At 65.9% G+C, this 14,756-nt stretch carries 18 protein-coding genes; 10 read left to right on the top strand and 8 right to left on the bottom strand.

All coding sequences use genetic code 11. From position 1 onward, the window contains the following. Positions 1 to 11 precede the first annotated feature (11 nt). Complete coding sequence (locus ABEA46_RS03170) at positions 12 to 869, top strand: aldo/keto reductase (RefSeq protein WP_345542902.1); 858 nt, start codon at positions 12 to 14, stop codon at positions 867 to 869. A 333-nt stretch (positions 870 to 1,202) separates the two neighbouring features. Then, entirely contained in the window at positions 1,203 to 1,628 is a 426-nt protein-coding gene (locus ABEA46_RS03165) for a hypothetical protein (RefSeq protein WP_345542901.1), read from the top strand. A gap of 500 nt (positions 1,629 to 2,128) precedes the next feature. Here ABEA46_RS03165 and ABEA46_RS03160 read toward each other — a convergent pair whose 3' ends face one another. After that, positions 2,129 to 2,434: a MerR family transcriptional regulator gene (locus ABEA46_RS03160; RefSeq protein ID WP_345542899.1), complete on the bottom strand. Its 306-nt coding sequence runs from the start codon at positions 2,432 to 2,434 to the stop codon at positions 2,129 to 2,131. A 122-nt stretch (positions 2,435 to 2,556) separates the two neighbouring features. On the opposite strand from ABEA46_RS03160, the gene ABEA46_RS03155 reads away from it, so the two are divergent. The 3 genes from ABEA46_RS03155 (at position 2,557) to ABEA46_RS03145 (ending at position 4,156) form a co-directional block, all read left to right on the top strand. Beyond that, positions 2,557 to 2,994 (top strand): Hsp20/alpha crystallin family protein, encoded by a 438-nt coding sequence (locus ABEA46_RS03155; protein WP_263797833.1) that lies wholly within the window; start codon positions 2,557 to 2,559, stop codon positions 2,992 to 2,994. 312 nt (positions 2,995 to 3,306) lie between these two features. Beyond that, a complete protein-coding gene (locus ABEA46_RS03150) occupies positions 3,307 to 3,558 on the top strand; it encodes a hypothetical protein (protein ID WP_345542898.1) in 252 nt (83 codons plus the stop codon). 160 nt (positions 3,559 to 3,718) lie between these two features. Next, positions 3,719 to 4,156: a VOC family protein gene (locus ABEA46_RS03145; RefSeq protein ID WP_345542897.1), complete on the top strand. Its 438-nt coding sequence runs from the start codon at positions 3,719 to 3,721 to the stop codon at positions 4,154 to 4,156. Between the two features lie 364 nt (positions 4,157 to 4,520). On the opposite strand, the gene ABEA46_RS03140 is transcribed toward ABEA46_RS03145, so the two are convergent. Continuing rightward, positions 4,521 to 4,655 carry a hypothetical protein gene (locus tag ABEA46_RS03140; RefSeq protein WP_345542896.1) on the bottom strand — a complete coding sequence of 45 codons (135 nt, stop codon included), beginning with the start codon at positions 4,653 to 4,655 and terminating at the stop codon, positions 4,521 to 4,523. Between the two features lie 139 nt (positions 4,656 to 4,794). Here ABEA46_RS03140 and ABEA46_RS03135 point away from each other — a divergent pair, with 139 nt between their 5' ends. The 4 genes from ABEA46_RS03135 (at position 4,795) to ABEA46_RS03120 (ending at position 6,357) form a co-directional block, all read left to right on the top strand. Continuing rightward, positions 4,795 to 4,959, top strand: coding sequence for a hypothetical protein (locus ABEA46_RS03135; protein WP_345542895.1), 165 nt, complete (start codon positions 4,795 to 4,797; stop codon positions 4,957 to 4,959). An 81-nt stretch (positions 4,960 to 5,040) separates the two neighbouring features. Then, a complete protein-coding gene (locus ABEA46_RS03130; RefSeq protein ID WP_345542894.1) occupies positions 5,041 to 5,355 on the top strand; it encodes a TraR/DksA family transcriptional regulator in 315 nt (104 codons plus the stop codon). Continuing rightward, positions 5,339 to 5,578 carry a hypothetical protein gene (locus ABEA46_RS03125; protein ID WP_345542893.1) on the top strand — a complete coding sequence of 80 codons (240 nt, stop codon included), beginning with the start codon at positions 5,339 to 5,341 and terminating at the stop codon, positions 5,576 to 5,578. Before ABEA46_RS03130 ends, ABEA46_RS03125 begins: the two co-directional genes overlap by 17 nt. 323 nt (positions 5,579 to 5,901) lie before the next feature. After that, positions 5,902 to 6,357, top strand: a complete 456-nt coding sequence (locus ABEA46_RS03120) for a DUF488 domain-containing protein (protein ID WP_345542892.1) — start codon at positions 5,902 to 5,904, stop codon at positions 6,355 to 6,357. Positions 6,358 to 6,361: 4 nt separating this feature from the next. On the opposite strand, the gene ABEA46_RS03115 is transcribed toward ABEA46_RS03120, so the two are convergent. Together ABEA46_RS03115 and ABEA46_RS03110 are read right to left on the bottom strand one after the other, a co-directional pair. After that, on the bottom strand, positions 6,362 to 7,192 hold the full coding sequence (locus ABEA46_RS03115) for a hypothetical protein (protein WP_345542891.1): 831 nt from the start codon (positions 7,190 to 7,192) through the stop codon (positions 6,362 to 6,364). Positions 7,193 to 7,424: 232 nt separating this feature from the next. Then, entirely contained in the window at positions 7,425 to 7,643 is a 219-nt protein-coding gene (locus ABEA46_RS03110) for a toxin-antitoxin system YwqK family antitoxin (protein ID WP_345542890.1), read from the bottom strand. 130 nt (positions 7,644 to 7,773) lie between these two features. On the opposite strand from ABEA46_RS03110, the gene ABEA46_RS03105 reads away from it, so the two are divergent. After that, positions 7,774 to 8,025 carry a CPCC family cysteine-rich protein gene (locus ABEA46_RS03105; protein WP_345542889.1) on the top strand — a complete coding sequence of 84 codons (252 nt, stop codon included), beginning with the start codon at positions 7,774 to 7,776 and terminating at the stop codon, positions 8,023 to 8,025. Between the two features lie 144 nt (positions 8,026 to 8,169). On the opposite strand, the gene ABEA46_RS03100 is transcribed toward ABEA46_RS03105, so the two are convergent. From ABEA46_RS03100 to mobF, 4 genes are all read right to left on the bottom strand, one after another. Beyond that, positions 8,170 to 8,850, bottom strand: a complete 681-nt coding sequence (locus tag ABEA46_RS03100; protein ID WP_345542888.1) for a hypothetical protein — start codon at positions 8,848 to 8,850, stop codon at positions 8,170 to 8,172. Positions 8,851 to 9,391: 541 nt separating this feature from the next. Further along, complete coding sequence (locus ABEA46_RS03095; protein WP_345542887.1) at positions 9,392 to 10,384, bottom strand: thermonuclease family protein; 993 nt, start codon at positions 10,382 to 10,384, stop codon at positions 9,392 to 9,394. A gap of 415 nt (positions 10,385 to 10,799) precedes the next feature. Further along, complete coding sequence (locus ABEA46_RS03090; protein WP_345542886.1) at positions 10,800 to 11,150, bottom strand: sulfate permease; 351 nt, start codon at positions 11,148 to 11,150, stop codon at positions 10,800 to 10,802. Between the two features lie 82 nt (positions 11,151 to 11,232). Continuing rightward, complete coding sequence (gene mobF, locus ABEA46_RS03085; RefSeq protein WP_486346775.1) at positions 11,233 to 14,727, bottom strand: MobF family relaxase; 3,495 nt, start codon at positions 14,725 to 14,727, stop codon at positions 11,233 to 11,235. Between the last annotated feature and the right edge of the window lie 29 nt (positions 14,728 to 14,756).

The following is a 14,756-nucleotide window of genomic DNA, read 5'->3' as shown; positions in this document are numbered from 1 at the left end:
AGGATGTTGAAATGACGACGAGCCTCACGCTCTCGAATGGGCGCCGGATGCCGCAGCTCGGCCTCGGCGTGTACCTCGTGTCGGATCCCGCCGTGTGCGAGTCGAGCGTGACGTCGGCGCTCGGGGCGGGGTATCGGCTCGTCGACACGGCGTTCGCGTATCGCAACGAGAGGGCGGTGGGACGCGGCATCCGCGCGTCGGGCGTGCCGAGCGAGGAGGTGTTCCTCACGACGAAGCTGTGGCCATCGGACTATGGCTACGACAAGGCCCGCTCCGCCATCGCCGGGTCGCTCGAGAGGCTCGATTGCGGGCACATCGACCTGCTGCTGCAGCACCAGCCTGTCGGCGATGTGCTGGGCGCCTGGCGGGCGATGGAGGAGGCCGTCGACGCGGGCACCGTGCGGGCCATCGGGGTGAGCAATTTCAGAGTGGACGATCTGGAGAAGCTGCTCCCGAAGGCTCGGATCACCCCCACCGTGGATCAAGTCGAGCTGCACCCGCACTGGCAGCAGCCGGAGCTGCTGCCCTACCTCGGCCGGCACGGGATCGTCGCGGAGGCCTGGTACCCGCTCGGCCACGGGTCCGCGAAACTCCTGAACGAGCCGCCCGTCGTGGTCGCGGCATCCGCTCACGGCAAGTCCGCTGTGCAGGTCATCCTGCGCTGGCACGTCCAGCGCGGGTTCGTAGCGATCCCGAAGTCGACCGACCCCGCGCACATCGCCGCGAACATCGACGTGTTCGACTTCGAACTGACTGAAGCCGAGATGGCCGGCATCGACGCGCTGGGCAAAGACAAGCCCATGTTCCGGATGCCGCGCTGGCTCATGTCGGCCGTCATGCCGCTGGCACGTCCTCGGCCACTGCCCTAGGGCTGAGGGGCCCCTGCGTCACTCGGACGTGGAAGGAACGACAAAGGCCCGGACCCGCGGATTCCTGCGGGTCCGGGCCTTTGAGCAGCGCTGAGCGACGGCGTGGTCCGGAACTTCTAGAAGTCCCAGTTCTCGTCGCGACCCGCGGAATCATGCAGGAAATCTACGTCGGCGCGGTCCCCGTGCCATCTGCGTGCCACCCCTGCCGAAATCCTGACAGCTTGCGGTTTGATCCACGCACAATCAAGCGTAATTCACCCGATGCCGACGCGGCATCCCCGCTCTGGAGCGTGCACCCCTCACCTACCTCAGAGGTGGAGAAGGGAGCTCACGATGAGCAATCGCACCACCGCAACAGCCTCACCTCATGAGTCCGGGCCCAACGCCGAGCGGCGCTGGATGAGCGTCGTCTTCTTCCAGGGCGAGGACGCCGACACCGTGCTCGAAATGATCGACAAGAGCGGAGTCGAGGTGGCAATCCAGCATCTCTCTCAGTGGGATTTCGGCGACGAGACGCGGGATGCCGCGCTGGACAACGGATACGTCTACGACGAGATCCCCCAGAGCCCCACCGACCGTGTCATCAGGGACGAAGCCGTGGGGTACGCGCTCACGTACAACCACCTCTTCGGGTACGTGTCCCTGCTGTGCCGCTTCAATCCGGTCGTCGAGGACGCCCAGAAGCCCGTGGCACCACCGGCGCCGCTCGGATTCGAAAGGCAACGGGCCGCGCGGCGCCCGAACTCAATCCGACTGTAGGCATCTCCGACTGGCAGCTCGCGAGGATCCCTCTACGTGCGCCGCGCGATGAAGGTACCTCACTGAGAACCTGTCGTCAGGACCGATCTCGTCAACGCATGGGGTCGGTGTGTTCCGCCACGGCGATGGCGTCGACGAACGCGAGGTTGCATGCGCGGCACGCGAAGCCACGTCTCGCGGTCTGCAAGACGGTACCGCACTCCGGGCACCGAGGCTGCTGCGCATCGTCAAACGGATCCACGGACATCACGCTACGCCGAGCGACTGTGACGTGCGAGCACCATCCGTATACGGGCACTGCCCGCTGAGGGGACCGGGTCGCGCATCTGGGATGTCGACCGGCTGACGCGATCCTTACTGTGCCGGGCTGTCCTTCGCGCAGATCCACGCCCGCACGAGCTCCTCAAAGGCGTGGGTCTTGCTCCCAAGATCCGCGGCATCTGCGAACTTCGCCACGCGGGAAATTGGGCCCTCCCCGTCGGGAGATACCTTCTGTGCTGTCACTGGTGCTCGATGCCGCGGGTGAGTCGGAGGGTGGCGCGCAGGGCGTGGTTGTCGTCTTCGAGCTGAATGATCCGGCGTGCTCCGGCGAGGTTGACGCCTTCCGCGAGGAGGGCGACGACGCGCCGGAGCACGTCGATGTCGGCATCACTGTACCGGCGCGTCCCACCCGCGCTGCGGGCGGGGTCCAACAGTCCGCGGGATTCGTACAGCCGTAACGTCTGGATGCCGACGCCGACCAGCTCCGCGGCGATCGCGATGCTGTAAACCCCCCGCGTCCGGCCTGTCTCGGGACCTGACTCCATTACCACCTCCGAGATTCACGGGAATGCTACTTGCATTGCTGTCCACGTTGAGGTACAAAATCTACTGCATTCGATATAGATAGCGGATGCATCCGATCGATGTGAACAGGAGGAGATCCGAAATGCTGCTGCAACACGACCCGTTCCGCGACCTCGACCGCCTCACACAGCAGGTGTTCGGAACCGTCAGCCGCCCGTCGAGCATGCCGCTGGATGCGTGGCGCGAGGGCGACCAGTTCGTCGTCGAACTCGATCTGCCCGGCATCGAGCCGGACAAGCTCGACATCGACGTGGAACGCAACGTCCTCACCATCCGAGCCGAACGACTGAGCCGGATGCCGGATGCTGCGAACTCCGTCGCTGCCGAACGCACCTGGGGTGTCTTCAGCCGACAGCTCGTGCTGGGCGACGCCCTCGACACCGAGCACGTCGACGCCGATTACACCGCCGGGGTGCTGCGCCTGCGCATCCCGATCGCCGAGCGCGCCAAGCCCCGCAAGATCGGCATCACCAGCGGCGACACTATCGTCCAGCAGGAGAACCGCAGCATCGACGCGTGACCGTGCCCGCGAGCGGCCTCACGCCGAGGAGCCGATCTCGCCAGCGCCGCGACGTCGGTACTCGCACCGATGAAGAGCGGAGCACCCGGGACGTATCGACGACTCGTGTGGATCGCAGGCGAACTCGCCGCGATCGTGGCTGCCTCCGCAGCGAGGACCCCGCGTGAGGGGTCTCGTTCGCTCGACGGGAGAGACCCCTCACTGCGCGGCGCTCGACACCGGGCCATCGCGCGGGCAACGGTCGTATTCAACCTTGATCGCTCGTCGCATCTCACGGCGACCGACCTCAGAGCTACGGCAGGAGGATCTGACATGGCCGGACCGGAACGCCTCGCGGCACGACTCCTTCGCGCAATGGTCGCCGACGACGTAGACGCCGTCAGCGACCTCGTCGTCGAAATCGAGGACAGCGGCTACGCCGGCCTCGTCGCGACAGGTCTCGCGCAGTCCTATATCAGTGAGCTGCTCAAGACCACCCGACGAGAACCACTCCTGCGCGCGCTCGAAGCGCGAATCCTCGAACTGACACACATCGCCGAGCACACCGACAACAACCCCGACTAGCCCCACCCGAGCGGCCGGTCCCATCGGAACGCACTACTCGAAGGTTGACGTCACAGTCCAAGGACAAGGTCGCGGGATCCCCATCCGGGCAAGGCGCGGTAGCGGTGGGTCGCCGGGCAGGACGGACGACGTTCGCTGGGTGCTCTTTAGAATGCGGCGCATGAGCATCTCGATGGTGAACGTGGGAATCGCAGTCCGGGATCTCGAGGCGGCGATCGCGTTCTTCACAGATCTCGGCTTGACGCTCATGGGCCGAGACGAGGTGAGCGGGGAGTGGGCGGATACGGCGGTCGGACTCGACGGCAACCATGCGAAAATCGCGCTGCTGCAGACACCCGAGGGCGACGGACAGCTTGAACTCTTCGAGTACATCCACCCGCCTGCAATCGACACCGAACCCACGCGCCCCAACGAGATCGGGATGCATCGCGTGTCGTTCTCGGTCGATGACATCGAGGCGGCTCTCGAGGTCGCCGCTCGGCACGGCTGCTACCCCTTGCGTGCCGTAGCGACCTACCGGGATCTCTACAAGCTCACCTACCTGCGCGGCCCGAGCGGCATCCTCGTGATGCTCGCAGAAGACCTCAGAAGGAGCTGACTCCCGCACCTCGCGGATCCGCGAACGCGCAATGCGCGATAGCGGTCCCTGGCCTGCAGGCCGTATGGCGTTCGTGGTCCATTGGCGACGGCGCTGTCGGTCGACCTCGAAGCAGCGGCGGTGTCGGCGCCGAACAGCTCGACGCCGAGGATGTGGTCGTGATCCTGTCGGGGTTGGCGAGTCCCGCCACCTCGGCGAGCGTCAATCAGCCTCTCTGTCAATCTGTCGGGCCGCGGCGAGGTCGCCTACTTCGGAGACCCAGGACCGGAATCGACGTGACGGGCTCAGGAGACGTCGAGCGCCGCTGACGCACATCGAGCGGGGGTGCCGCGGGCTCCCCGCCCTGAGGAGCCCGCGTCGTTCGTCAACCGGACGCGCCCTTGCGCGGCTTGATGAACGCTCGGGACTGCGCGCTCGCGCGCTTCTCGGCGCGCTTCTCCTTCGGCGAAGACTGCGCCACCTTCTTGGCGTCGCGCGCTCGCGGTGATCTGCCTGACATGATGCCTCGCTTCCCCTGATTGGCTGGCGGGTGAACCCCCGACCTTAGCCGCCTTCCAGGGAAAGTCAACTCGCGACCTCCCCGCACAAAAAAGATCCGCTGACTTGCCTTTTTCTGCAACCCGGCTATGGTGATGGCCATGACCGCGATCACCTGTCGCTACCGTACGGAGCGTTTCATCGACGCCTCCGTCGTGACGGCAGTGGTCGACATCGCTGGCTCACGCCACGAGGTACTCCCGCCCCGGCAGAGCGTCGCGGCTGGCATCTCCACGCCGCTCACCTGGGACGCAGCGCCTCCGTGAGACTGGATCCGTCGAACCGGTCGAACCGGACACCCCATCGCGTCGCACCTGCGGCGCGTTTTCGTTTATCCAGGAGGATTCATGACCATCGAGACGCCCGAGACCGACCCGATCGCTGCACTGCGGCGCGAACTCGAGCAGCAGCTCGACGAGCGGCTGTTGGCGATTCAGGAACTCCAGCCGTTCGCTGCGCCGAGCGTCGACCCGGTCGCCTACCAGGCCACGGCATCCCACCGCCTAGCCGTCGACCACATCACCGCGGCGCTCAACCGCATCTCTGCCGGCACGTACGGACGCTGCGTCCGGTGTGGAAACCAGATCGCGCCCGCGCGACTCGAGGTGCTGCCGTCCGCGGCCGCCTGCATCGAATGTCAGAGCCATGCTGAAGCGGCATAGTCGCAAGCCGGTAGCCATCCCGTCCTTCAAGCCGATCACCGCCCGGCTGTCGCCAACGGCAGGCGAGATCGTGCGCCCGCGAGGGGCCCGCCGTGACACCCACCGCCCGCTCGCGGACGACGGCTCGGAGACGCCGCCCGGCCCCGCAAGCCACTCCGCCGTGGCCGGCCAGACCCCGAGCACGTTCCACGGCACGACCGCGCGCTTCATCGCGTACGGCTGACGATGCCGTCTCAGCGAGCGTTGGTTCCCACGCCCAGCGTGTCGTCGAGCCGGTCGAACATGCGATCGGCGACCGAGTGTGCGGGCCACGCGACAGCTGTCCGGTGATCTCGTCACTCAGCCGCTTCTCGACGCCGCAACCACTTGCGAGAAACGCCGACAAGCGCTCGACAGCGGGTGGCTCAGCGGCCGCCCCGGAGTTCGTCGCTTCGTTGACCGCGCCGAACGGAAAGTGCACGCGCGCGTCCGGCCGACCAGGCCGACGTGCGACTGGCGACCGCGGGATCCAGATGACCCGCATCTGCGCCGGGTACGCTGGGCGGCATGTGGACTGAGAGCGGGGGCATCACCGGCGTCGGCTACGAAGGCAAGACCATCGAGCAGCTGGTAGCGGACCTGACCGCCCTCGAGGTGACCACCCTCGTGGACGTCCGACTAAACGCCATCTCCCGCAAGAAGGGCTTCTCCAAGCGTGCGCTCGCCGAGGCCCTCGACGCAGCCGGGATCACGTACCAGCACCGACCCGAGCTCGGGAACGCCCGTGACAACCGCGCCGGCTTCTCGGAGGAGTGGCGCACCGACGTCGGCCGCGCTGCCCGTGACACCTACACCGACAGCCTGACCAGGCCCGACGCAGCTACGGCCATTGATGAGCTTGCAGACCTGGCGATCACCGACAAGGTCGCGCTGTTGTGCTTCGAAGCTTCGGAACTCCACTGCCATCGCCGAGAGGCCCTCGCCGCGATCCGCATCCGCATGGACGAGCTCGTCGGCGCGTAGCCGCTCAGAACAGCGGCACCTTCGACGCCACTGTCAACGGCGGATAGTACGTGCCGAGAACACTGAACTTCGCCCGCTTGAACGGTGCCTCGAAGTTCCCCATGAAGAACGATGTCTGCCGGCGATCCTCGAACATCTGCCGGATGAACTTATCCTTGACGATCTCCCGTAGGTGATCGAGTGATTCGCGGTGATACCGGTTCTGCAGTGCGGTCAGCTCCCAGTCCAGGTTCAACCCCTGATGAGTCGGACACTCAGGCTCCTGGCACTTGTACTGGTACCGGAGCTTGAGCCGCGGCGCTCTGAGCTTCGTCGCCGGGGGAGCGCTCGTTCCGAACAGATCCAGCTCCGAGCTCATCATGGCCTTCGCGATCTTTGCTTCCTCCTCAGCGGTCCAGCCCGGGTGATCTTCTAGGGCGTACCCTTCTAGGCTCGCCACCCGCACCATCCCCAACGACGGGGCCGCATGATCCCGCTCCGCCTCACTCATCAGCCGGCATGTCGCCGTCGTTGGCAGCAGGTTCATGTACGGCGCCCGAGCTTCCCAGCCGTCCAGATGCTCCACCACCTCGATCGACTGCGTATCCGGGACGAAGCTTTCGGTCCTGCTGTCTTGCACTCGTCGCTTCACGGTCACGTCGATGATGTCGAACTTGCTGAACTGGCTGCTCGAGCTCAACCACCGGAACGGCACCGGGTACAAGCGAATCCATCGGTGCGGCGACTCATCGATCCGCAACCCGGCGACGCACACGGTGTCCCCGTATTTCGCAGAAGGCTGCGGCGACGCCTTGACCGTCACCAGCACCCGGGCGCGCTCCCCAACAATCCCCATGTCGCGACCCTACCGAGCAGACCAGGTGGTCAATGCATGCGATCCCGGGGTGTCCGCACCCCCGGTGTCCTCGAGCACAGATACCGTTCGGCGATGGCCGCGCCGAGCGCACCACTCGATATTCGCACGCGGCTTAACGCCCAGCGAGACCGCATGACCAGCGAGCCTGTCTACGGGCTGGTCAATCTCGTCGGCCCGCGAGCCGGTCGCTCAGTGAACGGCAGGGAAGCGACTATTGGCCGAATTGCGTTTCCTTGTGCGGCGCACCGGAGCGATCGTAGGTAGTCCAGACACCGACCCGGCGACCGCGCTCGAACGATCCGCTGCGCATGATGGTCCCGTCTAGTCGGAACCATTCCCAGTAGCCATGCATCTCATCGTCGAGCATCTGACCGCGCCCCCGCACGCTGCCGTCCTTGTGGAACTCTTGGTACGGCGTGGGCTCGATCACTCGACCATGTTCCCACGGGCAGGTGGCAGCATTCGCTCGCGCAAGCACGAGGGTCGGCCCCGCACTGCTCACGCTGAGGCGCACTCGAGGCTGAATTGCCCCCGACGCCGTCGGCCCTCACTATGGAGCGATGAAGTATAAGTGCAACTGCTGCGGGTACTTCACGCTGGACGATCCGGAAAATGGCAGCTACGAGATATGTCCCGTCTGTTTCTGGGAGAATGACTGGGTACAGAACAACGACCCGTCCTACTGGGGTGGAGCAAACAAGCCCAGCCTGATCGAGGCGCGGCGCAACTTCGAGCGGTACGGCGCAGTCGAGCAGCGACTCGCCGGCTACGTCCGTGCTCCATTGCCCGAGGAGCATTCAGAGCCAAGCTGACCTGTCATGTCCGCACATGGTCCTTCAGCGCGCGGATCTCGGAGTGAGCGGGCAATAGCGCCCGTCAACTATGTCGATTGATTCAGGGGTCTCTCCCAAGGCACGCGAAGTCGAGATTCGTCCCTTTGGACGACCGGGACATGGTCAAGCTTCGTCGGGGACTGCAAAGTCACTGCTTCGGAACACGAACGGCACCTTCCGGTTCAGGACTCTCAAGTCGTCCAACTCCTCAGCTGTGGCAGTTCTCAATCGATCTTCAACCGTCGCCCGAATCCGCGTCACGGTCTCGAGGACACCGTCGATGTCGAAGAAGATGTCCCGGGTTGGTCCGGAGAGTGGGCCGTCGCCTCCCAACCCTGGCGAGTCGATCTGATACCAGCCCACGCCAGAAATCTCGGCGCGAGGCGCCTCCTCAATGATGGTGATAGAGGCTCTCAAAGGTGCCTCTCCCTGCCCCACGAGTATCTTGTGGTCGGCCAGTCCCCAGGCATAGCCGAGGTGCATCGTGGGGTTGCGGATCGCCTTCCAAAATGCTTTCGCCACGTGTTTCGGCCAGCCCGATGCCGCCTGCAGCCAAGCAATGAGTTCGCTGTCCTCCTTCAGGTGATCCGCTCGGCGGAGGTCTATCTGCGCTAGGCGGTTGATGATCACGCACGTACTGAAGACGATCTCCGCCTCCACCACCGGGTTGCGCACGCCTTGATCCAGTGCCAGGCGCGCTTCACGTATTCGGGTTCCGACGTGGAAGAACCAGAGATCCAGTTCCCCAACGCCGTTCTCAATCCACCTGCGTCGGCGACTTTCGATCGCTGTCTTGGTTGACACAACCAGAGGATACGCCGGTTCGTCCCGACCGAATGCTGGTCGGTTACGGGGCGCTGGATGACTGCGAAGTATTGCGATCCCCTTCAAGGAAACGGATGAACCTGTCCATTAGATAGATGGCCTCGACGGCGGCGTCAGCCGGAACTTCCTGCCCGTGCACCGCTCTGTTTGCGACGGAGGCAGAGTCTCACTACAACGCTGAGTGCTGATACCGCCGCTACGCCCTGTGGTCGCGTCGCAGACGCGCTGACTGAACCCCGGCGGGCCGTTCGGATGTGCCTGCTACGTGCATCTGCCCGGCAACCGCGGCGCGACAGTTGTGGCTGGTCACCGCGCGCGGCATGGCGCCTGTCGCGATCGCGTTGGCTCGACTTCAAGTGAGAGCTGGCTGCGGCGCGGATCTCTACTTCTGATGCTCACGTGTCGGGCCAAGCACTTTGGTGAGCCATTCAACTCGTATACGGATGCCGATCGAGTCGGCGTGCGCGGACGGGCGGCAAATCGGACGGGGTTGGGCGACCGTACGGCCGGATGACCTCGGTCAGGGGCAGGGAATTGGTTCGAAGTGGCGACCCTTGGTGTCGATCATTCCGTAGCCGTTGTAGTTTCGGCATCCGGTGTATGTGCTTCCGCCCCCATCGCCGGACGATCCTCCTCCGCCGCCGGACGATCCGCTATTCCTGCTCTGGCGCTCGGCGGCCTCACGCGCGGCCTGATCGGCGGCGGCCTTCTCGGCTGCGGCCCGTGCGGCCTCCTCTGCAGCCAGGCGGTCCGCTTCGGCCTTTTCGGCTGCGACGGCGGACGCGTATGAGGCTTCTTGATCGGTCTTCGCCTTTGCCACCTCGCCCCTGAGATCGTTGATCTGCGTCTTGTAGGGCTTGCGAAGATCTGGTGTCACCCACTCGATCGCGTCAATGGTTGCGTTAGCCACATCCGCCGCAGCGAGCGCGACGGTGGTGGCACCGATGACATTCGCGATGCTTGCGGAGTCGCTCGGCACCGTGCTGGCCACGGCGGCGTCTGCTTGCGTGCGGTAGCTCGCGACGGCGGAACCGAGGGTGCAGGGCAGAGAAGTGCCGAAGATGCCGGCTTGATTCGTCATTGCCTCGGTCACCGCCGACTCCACGTCTCCGATGAATCGCGTGTTACTTCCGACCACCAGCGGCACGGCGAGGCCCTCGCGCGCAATCTCAGCATTGATTAGCACGCCGTCGACGAAGATGCCGGCAAGGAGCCGGTCGTAGCGGTCATAGCGCTCCGAGTCATACCGCAGCGTCACAGCGGAGCCTTCGGGAAGCAGTTTCGCGAGCGCAGCTGTCGCCTCCGGCCCCATGCACTCAGCGACACCGGTGGCCGCGTTGTCTTCAGGCGAGTCGATGTTCAGGAGTCGTACACGGTGCACATCCCCGTACATCCGAACGTCGATGGTGTCGCCATCAATCACTCGGGTGACAACAGCCTCATCGGAGTTGTTGGCCTCGCTGACGGCGGAGACTGTCGCAATAGCCCCGCCACCAAGCACGAGAGTGCCCACGACTGTAATAGCGATCAAAGGAACTGGCACAGCGGGCCTCCGGCGCGCGAAGAGGGGTTCAGCGGAGCGGCTGAGGAAGGTCAGGACTGGCCTGATCGGCGAGATCCGACGCACATGCGGATCTTCAGCCAGGTTAGGGGACGCGCCTTCATATCCGCATAGAGCATGCTGAGCAATGCCCGAAGAGTTGGCACGCGTTTTTCATGGCCTCTTCATGCTGGGCAACTCGAGCGAGCCGGGTTTGGAAAGCGAATCGCCCGCAAGTCGGTCCTCCCGCGTGCGCACGCGAATTCAACGGCGTTTGTCGCCGTGCGCGGCGCACCGCGCCCGTAGAGCCGGTGCATTGAGATGAACGATGAGGGCATGCCGACTGAGACTGCCTTCACGGGCTGACGCGGTCGCGGAGGGCGTGATCTCAGGCGATCGGCATCGAATCACTCGCAGGGAGGCCTGCCGCGCGGTAGTGGCGCTCGAGTGACCGAACTCGCACCAAGCGAATGAGTGTGATCGGCCCGTTCACGACGAACTTGAGCGCGTTCCAGAGGCACATCAGCACGAGGAGGTTGATCCATCCCGGCGCTCCGCCGGCGACCCACTGGGCGAGCGTCGCGGCGATGACGAAGTACACGGCCGCAAGGAGCATCGCGGGCACTCCCCACTTGAGCCCACGCCGGGTGTGGGTCGCGCGGAGGATCATGTTCGTCGGCATCGTCCGCTGGAAGAACGCGTACATGCGACTCACGAAGGCGATCAGCAGTTGGAACATCGGCCAGGCCTCTCCTTCAGGCATGAGGCTTGCGGTTGCGCTCAGGGTACGCCCGCGCCTCGGGCACGAACAGGACCACCCGCTACAGGCTGGGGACAGTCCGGTTGCGCCGAGGCGCCCGCTGAGCCTGTGTAGGAGCATCCGATCTTGCGAGTCGGACCGCCCGATCCCGCGCCGCGACTGCCGCTGCAGCATCCAATCGTTGATTCGGCGACGCGGCAGGAGCCCCTAGAGCGTCATCCTCGAAAACGCCGTACCGGTCACGGTACGCAGCAACGACTCGCGCCTGATTCCGCCAAGCAGCCGCTCGCGCCGGATCGACAGGAACGCGCCCGAGCGACGCGATCCACTTCTCCGCCGACGCCACAGCGGCTTCGACGAGCACGGCCGCGCGCTGCTCGATGAGGTGTGCCCGTTCGTCGAGGGCACGCCGCATCTCGGCATCCATCTCCCCCGCCGCCCCAGGGATGAGGCCGGCGATCATCCGCCCGCCGCTCCCCCGCGACCGACCACTCGAAGGCTGAGCGAGGACGCGCTCGAGTCGCTCGTGGAGTACGGCCGCGGCATCCTGAGCATCCTCGAATCCGCGCGCAGCAGCGATTCTCGGAAGAAGGGTATCGACGTCGTGTCCGAGCGCCTCGGCGCGTCGAAGCCCCGCAGTCAGCGCGCCGAAGGCATCCGACGAGATCACCTCTTGAGCCAACTCGGCTGCGAGCCCGCAGGCCTCCACAAGCCTCGTCCAACGTGGCCGCTGCGCGGTCGACGCGATCGTGTCGTACTCGGCGGCGAGCTGCGCGATCGACCCCCAGTTCTCCTGCTCGGTGGTGATCTTCTCGTGGGCCGACAACTCGGCGCCGACGTGGCAGAGCACGCCTGCGAGGATGTCGCGGGCCGTGGCGTCCGGCCGTTCACCGGGATGCCGAGCGGAGTGGTTGTCGTCGGGGCGAGACGTCACCACATAGGCCTTGTTCGACGCTCTCCCCCGGGTCATCGCGACGTACAGATTCTCTCGCGTCGTTCCGGGCTCGACGACTGTATGCGCGGTGTCAGTCGTGATCCCCTGCGCCCGGTAGGCCGTCACCGCGTAGCCGAGGTCGACGTGCTCAGCCACGTACGCGGCGGGCAGGGTGATCGGCTTCGCACCGACGTGATCAGCGTTCCGCACGCGTAGCGAGCCATCGCGACGCAAGGCGACAACCTTCCACCGCCCGCCGTTGCGCACCCAGTCACGTCCCGAACGCAGGCGGCGGTCGTTCTTGCGGGTGAGGACGACGTCACCGACGGATGCTGCAGCCTCGTCCCGCAGGGATGCTTCGGCACCGGCATCCACAACGCCTGACAGGATCAGCTCGGCGCGCGCCCGTTGGTTGAGCGCGGACACCGCTTCGCCTGTGCCTGCGACCAGCACCGACGACATACCGGCCCCGATGTCCTGGAGCCACGCACTGTAGGCGGCATCGGACATCGCGTCGGCGTCGCCCCCGACGATCCTGTCGTGTTCACCGTAGGTATCGACGGCATGCAACCGTCCGTTGCGGAGGTCGAGGGATGCTTCCTTCTCCCATGCGTGGCGGAAGCGGTGCACGTCGGCGAGCTCGGGCGCATCCGAGCGTGCGTCGACGAGCATCCGGAATGCACCACCCGCATCGACCGATTGCAGCTGCGCCCAGTCCCCCACCAGAAGGACCTTCGCACCCGCACGCGTGGCGAGGGTGCAAATGCGATCGAGCGTGAGAGTGCCGGCGAGGGATGCTTCGTCGACAATGACAAGCTGACCTGCAGTGACCGTTGCGCGCCCCTGACGATGCTCGTGCAGCCACTTGGCGGTGTTCTCGGTGGCGATGCCGAGATCGTCGGCGAGTTCCCGCGCGGCCGCAGCGGATGGTGCGAGCCCGATGACCGAGCCACGGCCGTGTTCGTGCTCCCACGCAAGGCGTAGTGCATGCATCGCGGTCGTCTTGCCCGCACCCGCCGGTCCGATCAGCACATCGAGCGATCGCGATGACGTTGCGATCGCATGAAGCGCGGTGCGCTGATCCTCGCCCAGGACAATCCCGTGATTACGGCGCGCACGCTCGGCGTGCTCGAGGGTTGCGGTGCTGACCAGCGGCGCTCCACTCGCATGGGATGCGGCGAGCAGACGCTCCTCCGCATCCAGCAGCGCGATCGATGAGTAGCGTTCGGCGTTGCGCGGGCGGAAGACGCTCGTCCCGTCCTCCCGTCGAAACTCCGAAGGCGAGACGGCGAGGTCGGGGGGTGTGAGCCGCACGGAGCGCTGCTGCGCGGCATCCGTGATCATCCCGACGATCACCTCGCGGTCCATTGTTGCCGCGAATCGCCATTGCATCGTCTGCCGCGCGGCCTCGGCGTAGAGGTTCCAGCGGTTCCAGGTCGCGCGGCGCTCACTTACTGCGTCGAGCACGCGAGCCGATACATGTTGGAGGATGCCGGGCGAGATGTCCTGCGCACGCAACGGCGTCGGAGCATCCTGAAGATTCAGCGCGGTACGCGCCCAGGCGGTGGCGTCACGCCGGAGCAGTCGGCTCGCGCGAGCGCGCCACTCGTGCGTGAGGTCCGCGAGCGAGCGCAGCTGCTTCTCAGGGCGGGTCGCAAGCGTCGCCTGCTGCCGCAGGCGGATGGTCGTCACTTTCGAGGGAGCGCGACCGTGCGTGGCGATGTACTCGTCGATGAGTCGGTCCTTCTCGACGTCGATGTGACGTGAGCGCGACGAGAATTCCGTGACGAGCGACTCGGGAACCGCGGCGATCGCCCACACCGGGTTGCGGTCCTCTTGACGCTCTCGCTGTTCCCAATGCACGCCGAGCGCCCGCGACAGGTGGTCCGCGAACACCGCGGTGTGCAGCTCCGATAGTGCGACCGTCGCCGCGTGCAACGGTCGCCCGTCGAGTGAGCGCCACCTGCCGTCGAGCACCGTGCGCACCTTGTTGCTCACCACGACGTGCGTGTGCAACTGCGGATCGCCCGCGCGGGAGTCGAAGTGGTCGAAGGCGGCGGCGGCGAGGCCCGCGACCTCGACCTGGGCGACCGCGCCGTCGCGGCCGGCTGCGCCCACGCGGGTGGCGGCGAGCTCGCGCTCCATGAACGCAAGCACGTCGTCGATCGCTCGGTGGTGCGCGTTGACGATCGTGGCTTGCGTGTTGGCATCGGCGACAGCCCAGAGGACGGATGCCGACTTCGGCAGTGAGAACGTGAAGTCGTAGCCGGCGACGGCGCGGCGTTGAGCGCTTGGTTGTGTAGCGCCCGGTTTCGTGGCCGGTTGGCCCACGGTCGCTTCGCATGGCGCGTACTCGGGATACGCCCGCCCGAGCGGAGCACCCGTTCCGGGGTCCCGGCCCATCCCCAGCAGAAGCTCCAGTTGCGCCTCAGAGACTCGCGATCGTGCCTCTAGTCTTCCGTCGGCGAGCTCCGGCAGCCCGCTCCCGAGCCAACGGCCGGGTGGGGTCCCGGCCTCAGCGTAGTAGTGGGTCAGCGGGGTGGAGAGGGGTCGTTCGCCGTCAGCAGCGGCGACGGTGCGGAGGAGGTACTTGTACCCATCCCCCGCACTCATCACCCGCATCGAGACCGACACCGGGCCCCCTCTCGCCT

It is taken from the genome of Microbacterium jejuense, from assembly GCF_039544225.1.
In the GTDB taxonomy this organism is placed as follows: domain Bacteria; phylum Actinomycetota; class Actinomycetes; order Actinomycetales; family Microbacteriaceae; genus Microbacterium; species Microbacterium jejuense.
The sequence above is the reverse complement of the archived record's forward strand: the minus strand, read 5'-3'. Positions and strand labels throughout refer to the sequence as shown.